The 22,293-nt window shown below is 68.4% G+C and carries 16 protein-coding genes; 8 read left to right on the top strand and 8 right to left on the bottom strand.

Going from position 1 to position 22,293, the window contains the following annotated elements; translation table 11 throughout:
• Positions 1-3 precede the first annotated feature (3 nt).
• From AU194_RS03985 to AU194_RS03970, 4 genes are all read left to right on the top strand, one after another.
• On the top strand, positions 4-1,269 hold the full coding sequence (locus AU194_RS03985) for a dihydrolipoamide acetyltransferase family protein (RefSeq protein WP_059087933.1): 1,266 nt from the start codon (positions 4-6) through the stop codon (positions 1,267-1,269).
• Between the two features lie 15 nt (positions 1,270-1,284).
• Entirely contained in the window at positions 1,285-2,667 is a 1,383-nt protein-coding gene (gene lpdA / locus AU194_RS03980) for a dihydrolipoyl dehydrogenase (protein ID WP_059087932.1), read from the top strand.
• Positions 2,668-2,757: 90 nt separating this feature from the next.
• On the top strand, positions 2,758-3,525 hold the full coding sequence (locus AU194_RS03975; RefSeq protein WP_231743151.1) for an enoyl-CoA hydratase/isomerase family protein: 768 nt from the start codon (positions 2,758-2,760) through the stop codon (positions 3,523-3,525).
• 43 nt (positions 3,526-3,568) lie between these two features.
• A complete protein-coding gene (locus AU194_RS03970; protein ID WP_059087931.1) occupies positions 3,569-5,134 on the top strand; it encodes an AMP-binding protein in 1,566 nt (521 codons plus the stop codon).
• Positions 5,135-5,158: 24 nt separating this feature from the next.
• Here AU194_RS03970 and AU194_RS03965 read toward each other — a convergent pair whose 3' ends face one another.
• Complete coding sequence (locus AU194_RS03965; protein ID WP_231743150.1) at positions 5,159-5,950, bottom strand: FadR/GntR family transcriptional regulator; 792 nt, start codon at positions 5,948-5,950, stop codon at positions 5,159-5,161.
• A 66-nt stretch (positions 5,951-6,016) separates the two neighbouring features.
• Positions 6,017-6,406, bottom strand: coding sequence for a thioesterase family protein (locus tag AU194_RS03960; protein WP_059087930.1), 390 nt, complete (start codon positions 6,404-6,406; stop codon positions 6,017-6,019).
• Between the two features lie 210 nt (positions 6,407-6,616).
• Here AU194_RS03960 and AU194_RS03955 point away from each other — a divergent pair, with 210 nt between their 5' ends.
• The 3 genes from AU194_RS03955 to AU194_RS03945 all read left to right on the top strand — a co-directional run bounded on the left by AU194_RS03955 (position 6,617) and on the right by AU194_RS03945 (position 12,086).
• On the top strand, positions 6,617-7,996 hold the full coding sequence (locus tag AU194_RS03955) for an MFS transporter (protein WP_059087929.1): 1,380 nt from the start codon (positions 6,617-6,619) through the stop codon (positions 7,994-7,996).
• A gap of 93 nt (positions 7,997-8,089) precedes the next feature.
• Positions 8,090-9,466, top strand: coding sequence for a wax ester/triacylglycerol synthase family O-acyltransferase (locus AU194_RS03950; RefSeq protein ID WP_059087928.1), 1,377 nt, complete (start codon positions 8,090-8,092; stop codon positions 9,464-9,466).
• 166 nt (positions 9,467-9,632) lie between these two features.
• Positions 9,633-12,086 carry a WD40 repeat domain-containing protein gene (locus AU194_RS03945; RefSeq protein ID WP_059087927.1) on the top strand — a complete coding sequence of 818 codons (2,454 nt, stop codon included), beginning with the start codon at positions 9,633-9,635 and terminating at the stop codon, positions 12,084-12,086.
• Between the two features lie 62 nt (positions 12,087-12,148).
• On the opposite strand, the gene AU194_RS03940 is transcribed toward AU194_RS03945, so the two are convergent.
• On the bottom strand, positions 12,149-12,799 hold the full coding sequence (locus AU194_RS03940; RefSeq protein WP_059087926.1) for a DUF2293 domain-containing protein: 651 nt from the start codon (positions 12,797-12,799) through the stop codon (positions 12,149-12,151).
• Positions 12,800-12,828: 29 nt separating this feature from the next.
• Positions 12,829-14,889: an MFS transporter gene (locus tag AU194_RS03935; RefSeq protein ID WP_231743149.1), complete on the bottom strand. Its 2,061-nt coding sequence runs from the start codon at positions 14,887-14,889 to the stop codon at positions 12,829-12,831.
• 118 nt (positions 14,890-15,007) lie between these two features.
• Here AU194_RS03935 and AU194_RS03930 point away from each other — a divergent pair, with 118 nt between their 5' ends.
• The gene (locus tag AU194_RS03930; protein WP_059087924.1) at positions 15,008-15,673 is read left to right on the top strand and encodes a TetR/AcrR family transcriptional regulator; all 666 of its coding nucleotides are present in this window, start codon (positions 15,008-15,010) and stop codon (positions 15,671-15,673) included.
• Here the strand turns inward: AU194_RS03930 and AU194_RS03925 are convergent.
• The 4 genes from AU194_RS03925 to AU194_RS03910 all read right to left on the bottom strand — a co-directional run bounded on the left by AU194_RS03925 (position 15,670) and on the right by AU194_RS03910 (position 22,250).
• On the bottom strand, positions 15,670-16,680 hold the full coding sequence (locus AU194_RS03925) for a TIGR03617 family F420-dependent LLM class oxidoreductase (protein ID WP_059087923.1): 1,011 nt from the start codon (positions 16,678-16,680) through the stop codon (positions 15,670-15,672). The genes AU194_RS03930 and AU194_RS03925 overlap by 4 nt on opposite strands.
• A gap of 98 nt (positions 16,681-16,778) precedes the next feature.
• Complete coding sequence (locus tag AU194_RS03920; RefSeq protein WP_059087922.1) at positions 16,779-20,135, bottom strand: ATP-binding protein; 3,357 nt, start codon at positions 20,133-20,135, stop codon at positions 16,779-16,781.
• Positions 20,128-20,817, bottom strand: coding sequence for a DUF4194 domain-containing protein (locus AU194_RS03915; RefSeq protein WP_059087921.1), 690 nt, complete (start codon positions 20,815-20,817; stop codon positions 20,128-20,130). The genes AU194_RS03920 and AU194_RS03915 overlap by 8 nt, the downstream gene beginning before the upstream one ends.
• Positions 20,814-22,250, bottom strand: coding sequence for a DUF3375 domain-containing protein (locus AU194_RS03910; RefSeq protein ID WP_059087920.1), 1,437 nt, complete (start codon positions 22,248-22,250; stop codon positions 20,814-20,816). Before AU194_RS03910 ends, AU194_RS03915 begins: the two co-directional genes overlap by 4 nt.
• Positions 22,251-22,293: the final 43 nt, after the last annotated feature.

Raw genomic sequence — 22,293 nt, 5'->3', positions numbered from 1 at the left:
GTCATGGCGCCCGCCCTCCAGTTCGCTCTGCCCGACGTCGGCGAAGGACTCACCGAAGCGGAGATCGTCACCTGGCACGTCAAGGTCGGCGACCCCGTCGATGTCAACGACACCCTCGTCGAGGTCGAGACGGCGAAATCCCTCGTGGAGCTGCCGTCTCCGTACGCCGGTGTGATCGCCAAACTTCATGTGCAGGAGGGCGACACGGTCGACGTCGGCACCGTGATCGTCAGCTTCGTGGGGGACGGCGAGGAACCGGTCGAGCACCCCGCCGAGCCCGCCGAGCTAGAGGAGCCCGAGGAGGAACGCCAGCCGGTGCTGGTCGGGTACGGACCCAGCCGGGCCAAGGTGGCGCGCCGCCCGCGCAAACCGGGCTTCCGTCCCGGCGATTCGGTGCCGCGCCAGGCCGCCTCCGGCCGGCCGCACGCGACGCCGCCGGTCCGGGTGCACGCCAAGCGTCTCGGGGTGGAACTGGCTTCGGTGGCGGCCACCGGTGCGCATGGACAGATCACCCGCGCCGACGTCGACAACGCCGCACAGGCGCGCATTCCCGCTGCAGGCGTGGATGATTCGGCGGAGACCCGAATCCCGATCAAGGGTGTCCGCAAGGTCACCGCCGAAGCCATGGTCTCCTCCGCGTTCACCGCCCCGCACGTCACCGAGTGGGTCACCGTCGACGTCACCGAGACCCTGGATCTGCTCGAACAGCTGCGTGGCGACCGGGCGTTCGCCGGCGCGCGGCTGACACCGCTGGTACTCATCGTCCGCGCCACGCTCTCCGCGCTACGGGCCCATCCGGAGATGAACGCCAAATGGGACGGCGAAGCCGGGGACATCGTGCGGTACCGCGACGTCAACCTCGGCATCGCCGCCGCGACACCGCGCGGTCTGCTGGTGCCGAACATCAAGGCGGCGCAGAAGCTGAGCGCCCGCGAGCTGTGCGACAACCTCGACGAGCTCATCGTCGCAGCGCGGGAAGGTAAGACGCGGCCCGAGGCGATGGCCCGCGGCACCTTCACGATCACCAACATCGGGGTGTTCGGCGTCGACGGCGGCACCCCGATCCTCAACCCCGGCGAGGCCGGCATCCTCTGCGTGGGCCAGATCGTCCGCAGGCCATGGGAACACAGCGGCGAGATCCACCTGCGCAGTGTGTGCACGCTGTCGCTGTCGTTCGACCACCGGCTCGTCGACGGACAACTCGGCAGCGCGGTGCTCGCCCACATCGCGCGGTTGCTCAGCCAACCGTCGCTCGCACTCGTCCACTGACCCGACGGAGAGAACATGACGGAGACAACAGTCGATCTGGTGATCCTCGGCGGAGGGTCCGGCGGGTACGCGTGCGCACTGCGCGCCGCCGAACTCGGCCGGTCGGTGGTGCTGGTGGAGAAGGACAAACTCGGCGGCACCTGTCTACACCGCGGGTGCGTGCCGACCAAGGCGCTGCTGCACGCCGCCGAGGTCGCCGACGCCGCCCGCGACGGCATCAAGATCGGCGTGCAGTCGCAGTTGAACGGCATCGACATGACCGCGGTCAACACCTACAAGGACGGTGTGGTCGCGCGTCTGCACAAGGGCCTGCAGGGCTTGGTGAAGTCGCGCAACATCCAGATCGTCGAGGGCGCAGGCACATTCGTCGGGCCGCGGTCGGTCGAGGTGGGCGGAGGCCGGTGGACGGGGCGGCACGTCGTCCTCGCGACGGGGTCGTATGCGAAGGTCCCCGCCGGAATCGAACTGGGCCCCCGCATCGTCACCTCCGATCAGGCCCTCACGCTCGATGAGGTGCCACGCCGGGTGGTCGTGCTGGGCGGCGGCGTGATCGGCGTCGAGTTCGCCTCGGTGTGGCGGTCGTTCGGCGCCGAGGTCACCGTCGTCGAAGCGCTGCCGCGGCTGCTGCCGAACGAAGACGAGTCCTCGTCCAAACTGCTCGAACGGGCTTTCCGTCGCCGTGGGGTCACGGTGCACACCGGGGTCACCCTGACCGCGGCCTCGGCGGGCGCCGACGACGTGACCGTGCGCCTGGGCAACGGCGAGACCATCGCGGCGGATCTCCTCCTCGTGGCTGTCGGGCGCGGACCCAACACCGCCGGCCACGGGTACGAAGACGTCGGCGTCGCGCTCGACCGGGGTTTCGTCGTCACCGATGACCGGCTGCGGACCACTCTCGACGGTGTTTACGCCGTCGGTGATGTCGTTGCCGGGCTGCAATTGGCGCACAGGGGTTTTCAGCAGGGCATCTTCGTCGCCGAGGACATCGCCGGACGCGACCCCCGCCCGATCGACGAGTCGGGCATTCCGCGAGTCACCTATTGCGAACCCGAGGTGGCCTCAGTCGGCCTGACCGAGGCGGAGGCGAGGGCGCGGTTCGGTGAGATCGACACCGTCGTCTACGACCTGGCGGGCAATGGCAGGAGCCAGATCCTGCAGACCAGCGGAGCGGTCAAGCTGATCAAGGCCGGCGGCAGGGGAGCCGCGGGCGCGATCGTCGGGATCCACATGGTCGGCGCCCGCGTCGGAGAACTGATCGGCGAGGCCCAGCTGGTCTACAACTGGGGGGCCGAGCCCGCCGATTTGGTGTCGCTGCTGCACGCGCACCCCACACAGAACGAGGCGCTCGGCGAGGCCTACCTCGCACTGGCCGGCCAACCTCTGCACGCGCACTCCTGACCGTCCCCGCCCCGTGCGCGGAGCGGCGTCCCTGTTGACACATGACAAAGGTCTAGCCAGACTACTGGCCAGACCACTAAAGGAGGAAGCGTGAGCGGAGTGGATCCGGTACTCGTCGACCGCGACGGCGGCGTCTCGGTGATCACGTTGAACAGGCCCGACGTGCTGAACGCGCTCAACGTCGAGCTGCTCGGATCGTTCGTCGACGCGTTGCGCCGCGAAACCCATTGTGCGGACGCGGTGGTCGTGCAGGGTGCGGGCCGGGCGTTCTGCGCGGGTGAGGATCTGACCGAGACGCTGGCGCCGGAGACCGGTTCGGCCGACGAACTGCGCGTCGCATTCGATCAGCTGCAGGACATCACCCGGCTGATGACCGGGGCCGCGTGCCCCGTGGTGGCCGCGGTCCACGGCTACGCGATCGGAGGCGGTGCGGAAATCGCGCTGGCCGCCGACTTCGTGATCGCCGGTCCGCGGGCCAAGATGAAGTTCCCGGAGTCGGTCATCGGACACGCACCGACCGGGGGCATCACCGGACGTCTTCCCCTGATGGTCGGTGTGCTGCGCGCGAAAGACCTGCTGTTGACCGGTCGTTGGGTCGAGCCCGCGGAGGGTCTGACGATCGGCCTGTACACCGAGCTGGCCGACGACCCCCAGGCCCGCGCGTGTGAGCTGGCGCGGTCGTTGGCGGGTAATCCGCGCCGCTCCCAGTCGAGCGTGAAACGCGCCGTCGAACTCGCCGCGCACGCCGGCCAGGAACTCAACCTCCGCATGGAGGTCGACATGGCCTCGTACTGCTTCGAATCCGCTGAGACCGAGCAGAGCTTCGCCGATTTCCGGGCGCGTGAACGCACCCGCTGACAGCCCCCAATTGACCACCCGTCGAGGAGAGAGCCGACCCACCATGCACGATGACGCCACGCTGACTTCCGCGCTCGCCGAGGCCGCGACCCGATGGCCGGACCGGACCTTCCTCAAGATCGAGGGCCGGTCGGTCACGTTCGCCGAATTCGAGGATGCGGCCGGCCGCCTCGCGGGCGGACTGCGGGAGGTGCACGGCGTCGGGCGGGGCGACCGGGTCGGGGTGTTCATGCGGAACTCGCTGGCCTGTGAGCACACATGGTTCGCGTCGAACCGCCTCGGCGCGGCGTGGGTGCCGATCAACACCGAGTTCAAGGGCCTGGGCCTCGAGCACGCGGTGCGGCTGGCCGACGCCAAGGTCTTCATCGCGGACGCGGACCTGCGCGACGTGTTGGTGGTGGCGCTGGCCAGCGCCGGCATCGACGCGCCGGTGGTGACATCCGGGTCCGCGCAGAACGCGCCGGATCAGTTGGGCAACCTGTACCGGCAGAGCGTGCCGCCGGTCGAAGTGCGGCACAGCGACGTCTCGGCGCTGCTCTACACCTCGGGCACCACCGGACGGTCGAAAGCCTGTGTGCTGTCGCATCGTTACTTCACCTCGCAGGCCCGCATCGCCATCCGGGACTTCGGCCTGCGCCAGGACGACGTGCTGTACTGCCCGTTCCCGCTGTTCCACGCCGATGCCACCGCGCTGACCACCGTGCCCGCGCTGCTGCTCGGCGCGACGGCGGCAATCAGCCGACGGTTCAGCGCGTCGCGGTTCTGGGCCGAGGTGCGCGAGACCGGCGCCACCGTATTCGATTTCATGGGCGCGACGCTGTCCATCCTGGCCAAGGCCGAACCGCGGCCCGACGACGCCGACAACCCCGTCCGCCTCGCCTGGGGTGTTCCCGTGCCGGAGTCGGTGGAGGCGTTCGAGAAGCGCTTCGGGCTCACCGTGGTCGAGCTCTACGGGTCGGTCGAGGGCAACATCCCCATCACGCAGCGTTTCGATCAGCCGCGGGTACCCGGATCCTGTGGCCGGGTGGTCGAGGAGTTCGAGGTCCGCATCGCCGATGACGTCGACGAGCCGGTTACGCCGAACACCGTCGGCGAGTTGCTGATTCGGCCCAAGGTGCCCTACACCACCTACTCCGGGTACTACGAGAACCCGGCCGCCACCACCGAGGCCCAGCGCAACATGTGGTTTCACAGCGGTGACCTCGCCAAGATGGACGAGGACGGCAACGTCTACTTCATCGGCCGGAAGAAGGAGGCCATCCGGCGTCGCGGTGAGAACATCTCCGCCTTCGAGGTCGAGGAGAGCGTCCGCGAGCACCCCGCCGTGCTCGACTGCGCGGCCTACGGGGTCGCCTCGGACCTCACCGAGGAGGACGTGATGGTCGCGATCGTCTTGAAGCCCGGGGCGTTCGACACCAGCGAGGACGAGATCTGGTCGTTCTGCCACGAGCGGATGGCCCGTTTCCAGGTCCCGCGCTACATCGAGTTCGTCGACGCGCTACCCAAGACGCCGACCGGCAAGGTGGAGAAGTTCAAACTGCAGGAGGCCGGCGTGGGCCCGAGCACGCGCGAATTCGAACTGCCGCGCCCGGTGGCGGTCTCCGGGTAGGGGCGCGGGCCGGACGCCTTCGCCTCACCCGAACGGAATGTGAGCGGCGAAGGCGTCCAGCGGAGCGCGCCGGTCGTCGGGGATGAACTGGCCGTAGTGATCCATCATGTCGCGCAACGCCATCCGCGCGGCCTGGGCCCCGTTGCGCTGTTCGATCTGGTCGAGCACCAGCGCGTGCCGCCGGCAACTGTCGAGCATGAGCTGTTCGATGTCGTAGGCCGCCTTGAGTTTCGCCTCGATCAGGTTGAGCACCACGCCGCAGGCGACCTCGTTGCACACGCGCAGCAGCCCGCTGCCCGCGGCCTCGGCGACCGAGCGGTGGAACTCGACGTCAGCGGCCGAGAAAGCCTCGTATCCACGGGGAACCGCCCGTGCGGCCGCCGCGTGTGCGGTCTTCATCCGCTCGAGCTGTTCGGGCGTGTGCGACACCGCAGCCAGGAACGTCGTCGACCCTTCGATGGACATCCGAAACTGGACGACATCGGCGAGGTCGAACTGCTCGAGGTGCACCATCGTGGTCAACGACCGGTTCAACGCGGCAGGTGAGAACTCCTGCACCTCTGCGCCGCCGGTCGGATCGCCCTGCCGAGATTTCACCAGGCCCTGGCTCTCGAGGACGCGCAGGGCTTCGCGGATGGTGGCGCGACTGACCGCGAACTGAACGGTCAGGTCGCGCTCGCTCGGAAGGCGTTGGCCGGGGCGCAGATCGCCGCGCAGGATCGCGCTTTCGATCTGCTCGACGACGCTCTCGTACGCGCGGATACGTTTGGCCGGCGTGAACTGCTGCTGCGGTTCGCCGGTGCTGCTCTTCGCCACGACTGCGCCCCTGCCTACCGATTGGTGAAGTGGTCCGACCACCTCCACCGTACCGCCCTCGGGTGGTCAGCCAGTCAGTTCCGCCGCACGGCTCGCCAGGCGCTGCTCGATCCTCTCGGCCAGGACGACCGCGCGGCTGTGGCTCACAGTCGCGCATACGTCGTCGCCGTCGTACACCTGTACCTCGAATCGAAGTCGGCGGCCCTCCCGTTCGACGAGGCGCGCCTGGGCGGTCAGCGTCGCACCGACGGGGCTGGGCAGCTGGTGCTCGATGGTCGCGGCGGTGCCGACGGTGACCTCACCTTCCGTCAGCTCGGGTGCAATCACATTGTGGCACGCCACTTCTGCGAGTCCGAGGACGAACGGTGTGGAGGCCGCGCGGGGAAAGTGGTCCCCGAACCCGGCGGCGGTGTCCGACTCGCCCACGGTCCGCGATAACGATCCTGTCAACGACATGTGTACTCCTTGTTGAACTCGCAGGTGGCGGGGGCGGAGCCACCGCCGCACTTCAGGGAATCTTCTCGAAAGCCGCGACACGGCGGCCATCTCAGTTTACTTTTACTACTGGCTAGACCACTACACCCGGTTTAGTTTGAATGTCCCGACTCTGCGGCCGCGCCACCCCTGTGGCCGCGGGGGCGGGCTCTGCCACCAAGGAGATCGAACGTGAAACCACACGTCCTTGACGACGCTCCACTGTCGGGATTCCACAAGCGACTGGCGCTGTTCGCCGCCGGCGGGCCGCTGCTGGACGGCTACATCCTCAGCAGTATCGGTATCGCCCTGGTGACTGCCGGGCCGCAGCTCAACCTGTCGGCGGCCATGGAAGGTCTGGTCGGCGCCGGCGCGCTGATCGGCATGCTCTTCGGTGGCGCGGTCTCGGGCTTCCTCACCGACCGGTACGGGCGTCAGGTCATGTACACGTTGGATCTGGGGCTCATCGCGGCGATCTCGATCGCGCAGTTCTTTGTGACCGAGGGCTGGATGCTGTTGGTGGCGCGCATCTTCATCGGGGCGGTGGTGGCCGCCGACTATCCGATGGCGTCGTCCCTGCTCACCGAATTCGCGCCGCGGAAGTATCGCGGCCCCTTCCTCAGCGGCCTGGTGTGCATGTTCTTCGTCGGCGCGGCCGGCGCCTACTTCGTCGGCGACGCGATGATGCGCTCCCTCGGCGACGACGGTTGGCGATGGTTCCTCGCGAGCGCCGCGGTCCCCGCGTTGGCCCTGCTGGTGCTGCGTCTGGGCACGCCGGAGTCGCCGCGGTGGCTCATCAGCCGTGGCCGTGCGGAGGAGGCCCAGCGCGTCCTCACCCGGATCTACGGATCCGACGTCAGCGTCGCGGATCTGCAGCTCGAGACCACCGCGAAGGCCACGTGGCGCGATCTGCTGCGCGGCGGATACCTGGGCCGGCTGCTCTACGTCGTCACGTTCTACACCTGTTCCAACATCCCGGTTTTCGCGATCTACACCTTCGGTCCGGACATCCTCGCCGCATTCGGCATGAGCGGAATCTCGCACAACATGGGCGCTGCCGTCCTGGAGTTCCTGTTCCTGATCGGGGTCGTCGCCGCGCTGTGTGTCATCAACAAGAGCGGACGGCGACGCATGGTGATCTGGGGATCGTTGTGCGCCGGGCTCTCGTTGTTGGTGCTCGGCGTCGCGCCGGGTGCGTCGACGCTGATCCTGGTCGCCGCGTTCACCGGCTTCGCGATCTTCAACGGCGGTCCGCAGGTGCTCACGTGGGTGTACCCGAACGAGTTGTTCCCCACCGCGGTCCGCGCCACAGCCGTCGGGCTGATCACCGCCTTCACCCGCGTCGGATCGGCCGTCGGCGTCTTCCTGGTGCCGCTGTCGCTGGAGCACCTCGGAATCGGCGGCACCATGGTCGTCGCGGCCGCATTGCTGCTCTTCGCCGCCGCGATCTCGGTCGTGTGGGCACCGGAGACCACGGGTCTGAATCTCGACGAGGCCAGCAGTATCAAGGCGGGCGGACCGGCCATGGCCGCACGCGCAGCCGATACGCCCGCGACGACGTCGACCCTTTGACTCCGAGCCACGGGCGGAGCGGTGGCAACGCTCCGCTCGGGGTCGGCGGCGACGACTGTTTGATCGAGACGCAAACGTGGGTACTGCACGCGAATGGAGCGGTTGAGCGGCCTGGACGCGGGCCTGTGGTACAGCGAGTCAGCCGCGGTACCGCTGCACGTGTGCTCGATCATCGAGTTGGATCCGTCGACGGTCCCCGGTGGCTACACCTTCGAACGCTTCCGCAGCGATCTCGCAGCGCGGATGGCGGCGCTGCCGGAGCTGCGGGCCAAGATCGCCGACAGCCGGCTCAATCTGGACCATCCGGTGTGGGTGGAAGACCGGTCCTTCGATGTGTCCCGACACGTGAAACGGGTCAGCTTGCCGTCGCCGGGCGGGCGCAAGGAACTGGCCGAACTGTGTGCCCACATCGCGTCGATACCACTCGATCGCGGCAAGCCGCTATGGGAGATGTGGGTGATCGAGGGCGTCGGCGACACCGAGGACAGCGGTGCGCTCGCGCTGATGCTCAAGTTGCACCATGCCGCGGTCGACGGGGTGTCGGCGGCCCATCTGCTCAACCAGCTGTGTTCGCCGGATCCTGACGCGCCACCCCCCGACCCGGTCGAGGGACCGGGTGACGCGACGCCGTTGGAGATCGCGGGCGACGGGCTGCTGCGGTTCCTCACTCGGCCGTTGCAGCTGGCGAGGGCCCTCCCGGGTACCGCGTCGACGGTCGTCCGGACCGTGGGCCGTGCCGTCAGTGGAACGGCCATGGCCGCGCCGTTCAGCGCTCCGGCAACGCGCTTCAACGCCGAGCTCACACCTGAGCGCACCATCGCGTTGACGCAGCTGAGCCTCGACGACGTCAAACGTGTGAAGAACGCGTACGACGTCAAGGTCAACGACGTGGTGATGGCGCTGTGCGCCGGCGCGCTCCGGGGGATGCTGCAGGAGTTCGGCGAGCTACCGGACCGTCCGCTGATCGCCGTGGTGCCGTCGTCGGTCCGTGACCAGTCCGACCGGCCGGGGCGCAATCAGCTGTCGGGAATGTTCTGCAACCTGCACACCGACATCGAGGATCCGCTCGACCGGCTGCGTAAGATCGCTGAATCCAATTCGAATGCGAAGCAACATAGTTCGTCGCTCGGCCCGACGCTGTTGGTGGATCTGGCCGAGCTGCCGTCGCGCGGTGCGTTCGGCTGGCTGATGAACTTGATGGCGCACACGCCGCTGAGCCGCACGGCGATCCACAACCTCGTGTTCTCGAACGTGGCCGGCCCGCCGATGAAGCTGTACACCTGCGGCGCCGAGGTCAAGGCGCTGTATCCGCTCGGTCCGATCTTCCACGGCTCCGGGCTCAACGTCACGGTGATGTCGCAGGGCGGGCAGATGAATGTCGGCATCATCTCGTGCCCGCAGCTTGTCGACGACCTGTGGGATCTCGCCGACCGCTTCGACACGGAGTTGAAGACACTGCTCAACCGTTGACTCCGCCCCGCCGGCGCGTGTGTGTCGTTCGAACGGGGGAAACTGCTTGATTTAGCTAGCACATAGCTGACGGTCGTGTTAATTGTATTCCGGCAAACACGACCGGGGGAACTACATGGCAAGTCAGCGCAGCGCACGGTGTTCGAAGAATGGGCATCGCAACCGCGTGGAGCCATATCAGTGGCTCGGCGCGGGCGCGGTAGCTCTCGGGCTGGGTATCGCAGTCGCTAACGGAACGGGTGTTGCCTACGCCCACGACGAGAGCGGGCCCGCCCCCTCCCCGTCGTCCTCGCAGGACGCTCGGGACAATGACGAGAACGCCGGTACCGCCGACGATAACGACACCGGCGATGAGAACGACGACGCCGGCGAGGAGAACGACACCGGCGACGAAAGCGGCGATCTCGATACCGACGACCGCGATACCGATGACCTCGATACTGAGGACCTCGACACCGGCGACGACCTCGACACGGATGTCGACACCGGCGGGTTGGAAACGGAGTCGACGCAGCACACCCTCACGCTCGTCGAGGAAGCTCCGGCACCGGTGCTGACCCCCGCCGTCGCGGAGATGCCGGCAGTCGAGGTCGAACCGATGCTGCCCGAGAGTCCGGTATCCGAAGTGCTTCCGGAGTTGATCGGCGACGACACCGGTCCGCAGGCGCCTACCGCGCCCGCCGCCCCCGCGCTGAGCGAAATCGCGGTGGCCGCCTATCGGCCCGAGAATCAGCGCGGCGCGAGCGCGGCTCCGGTGGCCCTGCAGACCACCGGCGAGTCGGCCCCCTCCGGCAACGCGCCGCTCGCGGCGGCAGCGACGCCGTCGGGGGTCGTCGACCGCGTTGAGTTCGGTAGCGGTCTGCCGTACGCGGTGATCGCCAGCCCCGACGGGCGCAGGGTCTTCGTCATCACCATGACGGGGCCGGGCGGCACCGCGTTGCCGATGAGCACGGTGCACGGCATCGACACAGCGACGAATCGGCGGCTCGGCGATCCGGTCGAAGTGGGATACGTTCTCCAGAGCGGATTCTCGACGTCGGCAAAGCCCTATGCGTTCAGCCCCGACGGGAAGAAGCTGTACGTCTCGGCGATCGGTCAGGGTGACGACGGGCGAATCTACAACAGGATCGTCGTCATCGACGCGGTCAGCGGGCAGGTCGCCGGGGACGCCATCGATCTGGGTAACACCACCGCGACCGGACTGGTGGTCAGCCCCGACGGCAGACGCCTGTACACCGCCAACACGGACAGCACCGTCACAGTGATCGACCTGCAGCACGACAACATCCAGGTCGCCACGATCCCGATCGGCGTCTTCGCGGGAGCCTACGGGTCCGGGACACTCGACATCGTCATCAGCCAGAACGACGCCCAGACCGTGTACGTCGCGGACTACGCCGAGCGGGCGGTGTACGTGATCGATCCGGCGACGAGCACCGCGGACCCCGACCCGATCCTGACCGAGGGATATCCGATGGCGTTGGCGCTGTCGCCTGACGGCGCCAAACTGTTCATCAGCACCATGACGTTCGAGCCGCTCGGGTCGACGACGAACCAGGCGAGCCTGACCGTCGTCGACACCGCCACGAAATCTGTTGTGGTGGAGGTGGACTTCGGTGACCGCTCGACTTCGCCGGCGACCAACGGCGTCATCCTCGTGAGCCCGGATGGCAGATACGTCTACACCGAAAGCTCCACCAACACACCCGGGGGCACTCCATCGGGGACGCTGTGGAAGATCGACACGACGACCGGGGCGGTGCATTCGCTCGTGAGTGGTGTGTTCCCGTCCCCGCCAGTGCTGAGCCCTGACGGCACCCGGTTGTACATACCCACCGCCACGGTCGTCGGCGACGAGGCCCAGATGGCCATCGGAGTGGTGAGCACAGCAGACGGGACGATGCTCAGTCGAATCGCGATCGACCCCGGGGCGCTGACGTCCGCGGTGGTCAGCCCCGACGGCAAGCGTCTCTATCTGGGGCAGATGGTAGGGAGCCTGGGTGGAGACCCCACGAGTCTTAGCGGACAACTCGCGGTCGTCGACACCGGCACGAGCAATGCGGTAACGCCGCCGAGGGCCGTCAACCCGATCACGTTGATCGTCCGGAGCGTCGCCAATGCGGTGCGGGCGTCGGTGGAGGCCATCGCGCACGCGATGCGCCAGACGGTTTCGACGGTGACAAGGGCGCTCGACACGCTCAACGACAGTGCGCGTGGATCCATCGTCGGCTTCGGGCAGCAGGTGACCAACGCCGTGCAATCGGTGGTTCAGGCGGCGCGCAACGTCGGGAGTTCCTTCGGCGGAGCGGTGCAGGAATGGGCGCGAGACAGTTTGAATTTCGCATACGGGGTGGGACAGGTCGTGCAGGCGATTCCCGACGCCGTCGTTAAAGGGTTGCAACAGGCGCAGCGCGACACCCAGAAGCGGCTCGACAATCTCTCCGCGTTGGCCAAGACAGCAGAGGGTGGACTGGCCCGCGTAGCGCAAGAGGCTAAGAAGGTTGCCGCCCCGATGGTGAAGCGAATTGAGGGATATGTCAACAAGGCGAAGGCAGTGGTCAAACTCGGGTGGGTTTTCGTTGTCTACGACTTGCTTTTCAACGGACCGAAGGTGTCTTAGTGACCCGTTGACCCTGCGCTGAGGGCCCACGCCACTCGCGTTTCGTCGCCGTGTACGCAGAGTCAGGCGTCGAGGGCCGCGAACCCGTCCCGCCACGCACTGAGCACACCCTCGACCCGCGCGCCAACCGCCGTCAGCGCGGCCTCGCGATCGACGCCCGCCATCAACAATTCGTCGAAGTCGGTGTCCACATGGCGGACCGACGCCTCGACCGCCGCACGCACCGCGTCCCCGTCCATCTCCGGGGCAGCGCGGCGTGGGCGCAAACTGAGTGCCACGGCGTGCAGCGCGATGGCGGCCGCGCGGTCGGGCGGACACCCGGGGAAGTGCTCAGCGATCACGGCGGTGGCCTCCGCCTGCGGCTGCGCGAGCCGGTCACTGAGGGAAGCCCGGAAATCACTGTCCGCCAGACACTCCCGTGCCGCGAACTCGACGGCCGCCGGCTCCACCAGGATGCCCCGTCGCTCATGGCGCATCCGGCGCAGGTTCATCTGCATCACGACCGCCGACATCCGGCTCGCCTTCCTGGCGTGCCGGGTGAGCGTGGCGTCACCGCACGGCAGGAACTCGAGGTGGCCGAGCCCGGCACACCACAGGCACACCCCGCGCTCCTTGCCCTTGAGGAAGAAGTCACCGGCCGCACTACATTCGTCGCACTCCCACGCGTGCTCGGTCGAGAGCACCGTCTTGGAGAGACGCGCCACCTTCGCCATGGCGTCCACGCTATGACGAGGGTCCGACACTACCGCCGGTAGCGCAGCGCCTCGGTGCGTGCCGTCGGGTCCACCACGCCGCGATGCGGTACGCGCAGCGGACGGGTCGGGCCCACGGTCCGCGCCAACCGCGGCGAGCGCAGCGGCGCCGTCTCGGCGTGGGGCGCGACGTGCGGGGGAGGGGTCACGCGTTGCCGGCGGTGCAGATCGTCGATGCCGTCGGACAACCGGCCGAGATAACCGATCAACGCCGCGACGTCACCGTCGTCCCACCGCGACAGCACCTCCTCGAGACCGCTGATGTTGGTCGACCGCTGGTGCTCGAACACCGCACGTCCGTGTCGGGTGAGCGTAAACCGCGGCGGCGCAGTCGGATCGGTCGTCGGGACGCGCCCGACAAGACCGTCGCGGATCAACGCCGACACCCGCTCCTCGACCGGCCGCACCTCGGTGCTCAGCGCATTGGCCAGCTCGGCCAGCGTCATCGCAGCCGTGCCGCCGAGGTAGGCGGCGATCACGTAGTCGCCGCGGTCGAGCCGGTGCGGCGTCGACGACACCCCCAGCGACACCGCGGACTGCCGGCCGACCGCGGTCATGACGTTCTCCAGCCGTTGCGCGCGGCGGCGGATCGCCGACGGCGACAGCACCGGCTCGGCGGCAGCCTGGGGCGCCGGGGCCGGGGCCGGCGTGGCCGACGGGATGGTCGCCGCGATCAGCGCGGCCACCACGGCCGCCACCCCGGCGATGATCAACGCGATGCGGAAACCGTTGAGCGACGGGATCATGTGCCCGGCGACGACCACCCCGGTCTGCACCAGGACCGCGCTCATCGCCGCGCTCGACACCGAGGTGCCCAGCGAGCGGGCGAGCGAGTTGATCCCGTTGGCGGCCGCCGTCTCCGACACCGGAACCGCGGCGTTGATCAGCGTCGGCAACGACGCGAACGCGAACCCGACGCCGATGCTGACCACCACCGTGAACGCCAGCACCCCTGCTGCGGAGCCCAGAAGTTGTGTGCCGCCGAGGTATCCGACGGCGATCACCACGCCACCGACGACGAGAGTGAACCGCGGGCCACGCGAGGCGATGATCTTCGCCGCGATCGGCGCCGAGGCCATCATCGCCAGACCGCTTGGCGCCATCCAGAGCCCGGCCGCGACCATGCTCTGCCCCAGGCCGTATCCGGTCGCGCTCGGCAACTGCAGCAGCTGCGGGCCGATCAGCGACATCGCGAACATCCCGAAGCCGATCGCGATCGACGCCAGGTTGGTCAGCAGCACCGGCGCTTTGACCGTCGTGCGGATGTCGACCAGCGGGGTCGGCGCGCGGTACTGCCACCACCCGAACGCCACGAACACCGCGAGCGATCCGATCAGCAGGCCGATCGTCAGCGGGCTGGTCCACCCCCAGTTGGCGCCCTTGGAGATCGGCAGCAGCAGCATCACCAGGCCGGCGGCCAGACCGACGGCACCGAGGAAATCGAAGCGCCCCAGGCTCTTCGACGGCACCACATCGGGGACGAAGAGCGCGAACAGTGCACACGAGCCGAGGCCGAGGATCGCCGCGCACCAGAACAGGGCGTGCCAGCTGAAGTTCTCGGCAATGACCGCCGACAGCGGCAGACCCAATGCGCCGCCCACCCCGAGCGAGGCGCTGACCATGCCCATGGCGCCGCCCACCCGCTCGGCGGGCAGGGCGGCGCGCAGCACGCTGATGCCCAGCGGGATGACGGGGGCGCCGAAGCCCTGCAGCGCGCGGCCGACCACGAGCGGGATCAGCGAACTCGTCAGCGCGGCGATGATCGACCCCGCGGTCAGCAGCACCGCGCAGGCGACGAGCACCCGTTTGGCGCCGAACATGTCGCCGAGGCGGCCGAACATCGGTGTCGCGACCGCACCCGTCAGCAGCGTCGCGGTCACTGCCCAGGAGGCGTTCGCCGACGACGTGCCGAGGATGTCGGGGAGTTGCGGGACGAGCGGTATGACCAGCGTCTGCATCAGCGAGACGCTGATGCCTGCGGCGGCGAGTACGGCGATCAGCGCCGCTCCGCCTTGGGGCGGCGACGGGCGTTCCACCATCTGAGTAGCCACGGAGATGTCCTCGGGAAGAAGTCGGGTACTTGGGCGACCGGCCAGAAATGGCACCGCGGTCGTTGCAATACTCGGGAAACAATAGCACCGGAGGCGTTTCATTCGTCATACTGGTGGGGTGAATCACCCGGCCGCCGCCGCGCCGCATCGCCGCGAAACCCCTGTGCGTGCTGGTCGTCCGACCCGCGAGCAGGCGCTACGGCGTGGCGAGGAACTGCTCGACTGCGCGCTGGAGGTGTTCCTCGGCCGGGGCTACGACCACGCGACGATCGACGGGATCGCCGCTACGGCGGGGATGGCCAAGCGCACGATCTACGCCCGCTATGCCGACAAGGAGTCGCTGTTCCGCGCCGCGGTGGAACGCGCGATCGACCGCTGGGTGGTGCCGGTCGAGGATCTGCACGCGCTCGACACCGGCGACCTGGAGGAGACGTTGATCGCCGTCGCCACGGCGCGGTTGCGGAGCGCGGTCAGTCCCGACGGGGTGCGTTTGCAGCGGATCCTCAACGCCGAGGCCTACCGCTTTCCCGACCTCAGCCGCATCGCCTACGAACGGGGCAGTCAGCCGGCGGTGCGGTTCATCGCCGAGGTGTTGGCCCGTCACGCCGCCGCGGGCAGCATCGCAGTCGACGATCCCGAACTCCTCGGGACGTCGTTCCTGAGCCTGGTGATCGGCGGTCCGGCGCATGGTGTGCTGTGGGGTGCGGTGCTCGACAACGATGCGGTGGCCGACCGCATCCGCATCTGTGTGCAGCTGTTCCTGGACGGGGCCCGTCCCCGCTAGGAGAGTTGTTGTGCGACAGCGCCGTACCGCTCGAGGCGCTCCGGATCGCTCAGCGCGTTGTACAGCACGAGGCGGGTCGCGGTGTCGCCGTACTTGGCCGCGAGCGCGTCGGCGAGCCCGTCCCACGTCGACTCCGTCGCGAACGTGGCCATGTGGTCGTCGGTGATCTGGGCCGCCATCCCGGCGTAGTCACCGGCCTTCTGTTTCTCGCGGATCCGCGCGGTGGTGCCCTCGAATCCGGCCTCGTCCCAGATGAACGCGTAGTTGGGGGTGCTGCCGTAGAAGCTCATACTGGCCCGGACGAGTTCGCGTTCGCGGTGGCGCTCCTCGTCGGTGTCGCCGACGATCGTCATCACCGGCACGATCAGCGCGATGTCCTCCGGCGGCCGGCCCGACTTCGCCGCTCCCTCAGCACGATTGGGCAGCACATGCCGCGCGATGTAACCCGGCTCTCCGAGCGGGTGCACATGGATGCCGTCGGCCACCTCACCGGCCATCCGCAGCATCCACGGATTGACCGCGGCGATGTCGACCTTCGGATCCGGGGCGTCGATCGGGCCGGCGCTCCACTGAGGCGTGATGAAGTCGAGGCTGTAGAAGTCGCCGCGGTGGTCGAGCTTGCCGGTCCGGAACGCCCGGAAGCAGGCCTTGACCGCCATGACGTAGTCGCGCAGCCGCGGACCCGGATGCTCGAACTCGGTGCCGTAACGGCGCACCACGTGGGTGCGGACCTGCGTGCCGAGGCCGAGCCGGAACCGGCCGTCGGTCGCCTCCTGCAACTCCCACGCCGTCGCGGCGGTCACGAACGGGCTGCGGGGGAACGCGACGGCGACGCCGGTCGACAGCTCCAGCCCCGGCGCGGCCTGCGCGGCGACCGCGGCGTTGAGGTAGGCGGTGCGGCCGGTCTCGGTGAACAGCAGACCCGCGAACCCGAGGTCCTGGCAGCGCCGCGCGAGCCCGCCGATCGATTGCAGGGGTTGGGGAGTCGTCATGACGTCGACGTGCACAGCCGCACCCTACGTGGCGGAGGCATGTCGCGAGACGGAACTGGCGCAGGGCCCTTCTCGCACTTCGGCTGCGTGGCTTCCGTCTCGCGAACGCCGCCCTACACCCCGGCCGGCACCTTCGCGTTCGCCCGCATCTCTCGGCGCAGCTCCCCGAACTCCGAGATCGTCCGCGTGACGACGGTCGCGACCGGGCGGGCGTTGCGGCCCGTCGCCTCGGTCTTGGACACCATCACCACGCTGTCGATGTAGGGCTGGATCGTGGTGGCGTTCTGCACCGTCGCCACGATCACCAGCTGGAAGCCGAACTTCTGGAACGCCGACAGCGCCTGCTGCGCGAACTGCGGATCCGACTTGGAGAACGCCTCATCGAGCATCAGCTGCGCGAAGACCGGTCTGTTGTCGCTGCTTTCAAGGCTCGCGAGGTTGAAGCTCAGCGCACCGGCCAGGCAGAACGCCATCAGCTTCTCCTGCTCGCCACCGGAGTTGTCACCGGCATTGCTGTGCGTGCGGATCAACTCGTCGCCCGACCATTCCGCGCAGTCGAACGTGAACCGGTTCCGTACGTCCAAAGCGTCGCGCGTCCACGCCTTGTCCTCCGGTGCCGTCGACGCCAACCGGTTCCGCAGTCGCAGGATGTCGGCGTACTGGTCGAGGATGGCCTGCTTGTCGCCGAGCCCGACCTCCGCGATACGCCGCGAGATCGCCCGCACGATCTCGGTCAACTCCGCCACCGCCGTCAACGACCGCGGCGTCGCCCGCAGCGTCAACCGGGTGCCGCGGTTGAACTCCACCGCGCCCAGCCCGGTGTTGACCCGTTCGATCTGCTCGGCGATCCGCCGCGCCTCCTGCTCGGCCACCCGGTGCAGCGTGAGGATCGCATCCGGTGCCTGCTCGGTGACCAGCCGCATCATCCGCTCGTAGGCCTCGGGCAACTCACGCTCGTCGATGTGGCGGCACAGCGCGACGTAGTCGTGCACGCGTTCGTCGAAGTTGTTGCTGTCGTTGGGGATCGCGTCGGGGAACGCGGTGTCGAAGGTGTTGAGGATGCGGGCCAGCTCGTCGTAGGAGCGGCGGCGGCTCTCCCGCAGCTGTTCGCGTTCCTTCTTGATCGCCGCGAACAGCGCGTCGCGGTGCGGTTCCGGGCTCAGCAACTCGAGTGAAACCGGCACCTGTCCGGCGTAACGGTGCAGCAGCTCGGTCAACGGTTCGGAGACGAACGCCGGCTGCAGCCGCTCCTGGAGTTCGAGCAGTTGCGTGCGCCGGGAGTCCAGATCGTCGCGGCGGGTCTGGATCGCGCCGCGCCGCGTCATGAGAACCTGGATCTGCGACCAGCATTCGTCTGCGCGCGCGTTGAGCGCCTCGATGTCCGGGTTGTCGGCGAGCAGCAGTTCGTACTGTTCGCGCAGGCGGTCGGCGTGGCCGTCGGCGGTCTCGACGTCGATGTGGCTCCACTGCGGGAACTGCTCGCAGATCGCCTTGCACGCCGCGGCCCGGTCTCGCCACCGCTGCCGCTGCGCGGCGATCTCGTCGGCGGCCCGGCGCGCCTTCTGGTACGCCTCCTCGGCGGCGGCGAGGTCCATGGTGAGCGCGTTGATCTTCGCCGACACATCACCCTGGTACAGATACTCCGACTGCTTCAGCGGCCGGCGGTCGTCCTTGATCGCCAACCGGTCGGAGTCCTTGTACAGGCCGGTGTCGGTGACCGCGCGGCGGAACCGTGCGAACACCTCGGGGGTGTCGACGCAGACGTGGTCGCCGGCGGTGGTGACGATGTCGACGGCCTCGGCCGCACACGGATGCGTCGGGTCGACGGGGAACAGCTTGCCCGCCAGCGTGTTCGACTCCGCGTCAACCGGGTCGGCGCCGTACAGCTTGGTCCGCACGTGGTGCAACGCCAGCCGCCCGCGCATGTTCGTCTCGTTGACGAACCGCAGCACCTGGTTCCAGTGCTGATCGGGCACGAGCAGCCGCAGGCCCGGCCCGCGCAGCACCTTCTCCACCGCGACGCGCCACCGCGTCTGGTCCGGCCGCAGATCCATCAGCTCGGCGACGTACGGCAACTCCGCGGCGTCCAGCCCGAGCGCGGCGCAGATCTGCTCGCGCATCAGCAGCGCGAACTCCGGCAGCGCGGAGCCCACATGCTCGACGCGTTTGAGCTCCTTGGCGGCGTCGTCGCGGGCGATGCGCGCGGCTTTCTGCGCGTACTCTGCGTCGGTGGACGCCTCGCGGTTGCGCTCCACCTTGGCCAGCAGATCGGTGGCCTCGGTGAGCAGTTCCTCGCGCAGGTTCCAGAACTCCTCGGCGGTGTCGGGCACGTCGAGACCCTGCGCGCTCACCGCGTCCTCGTAGGCGCTGCGCCGACGCGACACCTGCTCGGCCTCGGTCTCGGCGGCGGTCACCTGCGACTGCAGCGGCCCGATGCTGGCGCTGTTCCCGCTGATCTGCGCGTTGAGCGAATCCGCCTCGGCCTTCGCGAGATTCAGGCTGCGGGTGACGTCCTCGTACTCGTTGTCGAGCTGGTCGATCGTGGTGTCGAGCTGCGCGATCTGCGCCGGGCACTGCGCCAGCCGCACGTGGTCGGTGTAGGCGCGCACCATCGGCAGGTCGACCAGGTCGATGATCCCGAGGTCCGAGGACTCCGAGGCGTAGCGCTGCTGGATTTTCTCGATGTCGCCGAGGATCTTGCGTTTGCGCTGCGCGACGGCCAGCAGTTCGCGGGCCTCCACCAGCGGGTCGATCTGCTTGAGCGCCTCGGGCAGCCGGGCCAGGCTCTCGGGTTCGTCGAGCATGAACTCGCGGACGAACTGCTCCAGCCCGCCAACGCTTTTCAGTGATTTCGCCTTACCGAGCAACTGCTGGGCGGCGTCGGAGGCGCGGATGCCGATGGTCGCGTACAGCTGTGCGAGGTACTGCGACTCCACCTTGGTCGTGAACCGCCAGCCGTGATCCTTGAACACGCCCGTGTCGAACCTACCGGCCGCCCACCGGTTGCAGACGTCCTCGATGTCGAGGTCGCCGTCACCGATCACGAAGCGGCTCGACGAGTCCGACCGCGACTCCCCGGTCAGCCACTTGAGCACCAGCCCGGTGACGGTGCGACCGGAGTCGCCGGTGTAGGTGACCGCGACCGCCGACCACGCGGTGCCCTCACCGCGCAGGTACATCACGCGGCTGGTGCCGCCGTCGCTGCGCTGGCCCCACGCACCGCGCACGTACTTGTCGACGGTGCGCCGCCCCGCGCTCGACCCGGCCGCGGTGTTGTCGCCCGAGGCGTTGAAGTTGCGGCGGTTGAACGGCAGGAATCCCAACGAGATCGCGTCCAGGAGCGAGGATTTGCCGCTGCCCGAGGCGCCGGCGATCAGGGCGCCGCCGGAACTGAACGGGATGGAGTGGTAGCCGTCGAACACACCCCAGTTGATGATCTGCAGCCGGGACAGATGGAACTGTTCAGTCAACGTAGACCTCCTCGGCCGGCGCGCCGCCGCCCAGCAGCTGTTCGAACTGCTGCTGCAGTTCGGTGATCACCGAGGCCGTCATGACGGCGTTGATCACCGGGCTGATCGTGTAGCTGTCCTCGTCGTCGCGGCTCTTCCGGAGGATCTCCAACCCGGCGAGACGGGCGATCGCGCCGTCGATCCGCGCGGTGAACGTGACCGCATCGCGGTCGGTGTCGTTGAGCACCCCGGAGAACAATCCGTGCATCTCCTCGCGGGTGATCAGCACCTTCTGCCCACCGGCCGCCCGCATCATCTGCGCCAGGTGCAGGGCCAGGATCGAATCGTAGGTGCCGAGCGGTTCGCGCCGCAGAAGCTTGACACCCCTTGCCGATTCGTAGCGGGCCTGTTCGACGAACGCGACGTCGGTCCCGTCGACGATGCGCAGGATCAGGTCGAGCTCGGAGAGTCGCACGCTGAGCTGCTTGCGGTATTCGAGCACCCAGCTGTACAGATCGCTATCGGCCTCGGCGCTGATGTAACGGCGAGTCAGCAGGTTCTGCAGCGCCCAGCACGCCCGGTCGGGCAGTTCGGAGACGTCCCCGTCGAACCGCGGTCTGCGCTGGTGCGGGGGACGGGCGTTCTGGTCGACCTGGGGGAGTTCGGAGAACGCGGCGAAGTCGGCGTCGGGTTCGGTGGTCACGTGGCGGCTCCCACACTGATCGGTTCGGTGAAAACGAGGTCGGGGACGGCGATTTCGCGGTCACGGCCGTCGAGTGAACGGAACCGCACACTGGTCGAGGCCGGTTGCCCCTCGAACGGTTGTTTGAGTGCCCACGACCACAGCACGATGACGTGGCCGAGGTATGCGTTATCGAGCATCGCGACCGCGTCCGACAGGGACACCGGCAGCGCGCTGTTGAGCATCTCCGACATCGCGGGCGCGTCGACCTGTGTCGTGAGCGCGGCGAAGCTGCTCAGATCAAGTTCTCCTGCAGCGTGTCTCGCCGGCTTGGGCGCCGACAGGTCGCCGATCTTGAAGCTCAGGGCGCCGACCGAGCTGAACGCGTGGCGGGCCAGGGGCAGCTCGATCTCCAGCCGCGAGTCGGTGAGGCTCGACTTCAGCAGATTGCGCGCCGCGCCGATCGCCTCGCCCAGCTGACGGGCCACCCCACGGCTCTGCTCGAGCGTGCCGAACGCGGTGAACCGTTTCACCCGCTGCGCACAACGCTGCTGGATGCGTTCGACCTCGTCGATCTGGTGGCCGACCAGTTCGAAGAACCCGGCCATCACCTTGCGCAGCGCCGGGTCGAGCAGTGGGAGCGCCTCGGCGACCGCGGCGACGTCGGCCTCGAACTCCGCGCGCTGGTCGGGGTCGTTGATCATCCGCAGGAAGGCGCGGTGGCTGTCGCGGCCCTGGGAATCCCAGGCGGCCTGGTAGTCGGCGTACATCTGGCGCTGCCGGTCGCGGTATTCGGCGTTGCTGTCGATCGGCTCGTCCAGCGCCGCGGTGGCCTGTTCGATCATCGAGCCGTACTGACCGATGTCGGTGATCAGACGCTCCATCTGCATGGCGATGGCGCGGGCCTCGTCGTAGGCGTCGGTGACGTCGGGCTCGGGGCGGGTGCCGGCCTCGAGGTCGTCGAGCTCGGCCTGCAGGGCGGCGATCTCCGCCTCGATGCTCTTGCGGATGCGGGCGGGGTCGTTGCCGACGCGGATGGCGACCTGTTTGAGGCGTGACGCGATGCCGTTGATCGACCCGCCGGTGGCAATGGTGTCCTGGCGGCGCATCCCGCGCAGGAAGTCCAGCGCGCGGCGGGCGTCCTGGGTGAGGTAGCAGATGTTCTGGTCGCTGCGCTCGTCGACGATGCGGTGCAGCCAGCCCTGGCTGGCCCACGACTTGATCAGCGCCAGCCCGGACTGCCCGTCGGGGTCGAGGTCGTGCAGGTCACGCTCGAGGCGCACCACCAGCTCGGTCTCGGCGACCACCCCGTCGGCGAGGTGGCGCTCCATGAGCGTGGCGTACAGGGCCAGGTTGTGGGTGGCCAGCAGCCGGATCGCGCGGGATCCGTGCAGGTCGCGGTTGAGTTCGAGCAGCTCAGCCGCCGACAGCCCCCTGTTGTCGTCCACCCGCATTCCTCGATCTGTCCCCGTCCTGGCCGGACGCCCCAACATAGGC

The sequence above is a fragment of the Mycobacterium sp. GA-2829 genome (assembly GCF_001499965.1).
In the GTDB taxonomy this organism is placed as follows: domain Bacteria; phylum Actinomycetota; class Actinomycetes; order Mycobacteriales; family Mycobacteriaceae; genus Mycobacterium.
The sequence above is the reverse complement of the archived record's forward strand: the minus strand, read 5'-3'. Positions and strand labels throughout refer to the sequence as shown.

Coding starts and splice junctions, on each gene's coding strand:
- AU194_RS03940 (WP_059087926.1), bottom strand. CDS start 12,799: ATGGCGAAGGTGGCGCGTCTCTCCAAGACGGTGCTCTCGACCGAGCAC.
- AU194_RS03950 (WP_059087928.1), top strand. CDS start 8,090: ATGGAGCGGTTGAGCGGCCTGGACGCGGGCCTGTGGTACAGCGAGTCA.
- AU194_RS03910 (WP_059087920.1), bottom strand. CDS start 22,250: ATGCGGGTGGACGACAACAGGGGGCTGTCGGCGGCTGAGCTGCTCGAA.
- AU194_RS03960 (WP_059087930.1), bottom strand. CDS start 6,406: ATGTCGTTGACAGGATCGTTATCGCGGACCGTGGGCGAGTCGGACACC.
- AU194_RS03985 (WP_059087933.1), top strand. CDS start 4: ATGGCGCCCGCCCTCCAGTTCGCTCTGCCCGACGTCGGCGAAGGACTC.
- AU194_RS03970 (WP_059087931.1), top strand. CDS start 3,569: ATGCACGATGACGCCACGCTGACTTCCGCGCTCGCCGAGGCCGCGACC.
- lpdA (WP_059087932.1), top strand. CDS start 1,285: ATGACGGAGACAACAGTCGATCTGGTGATCCTCGGCGGAGGGTCCGGC.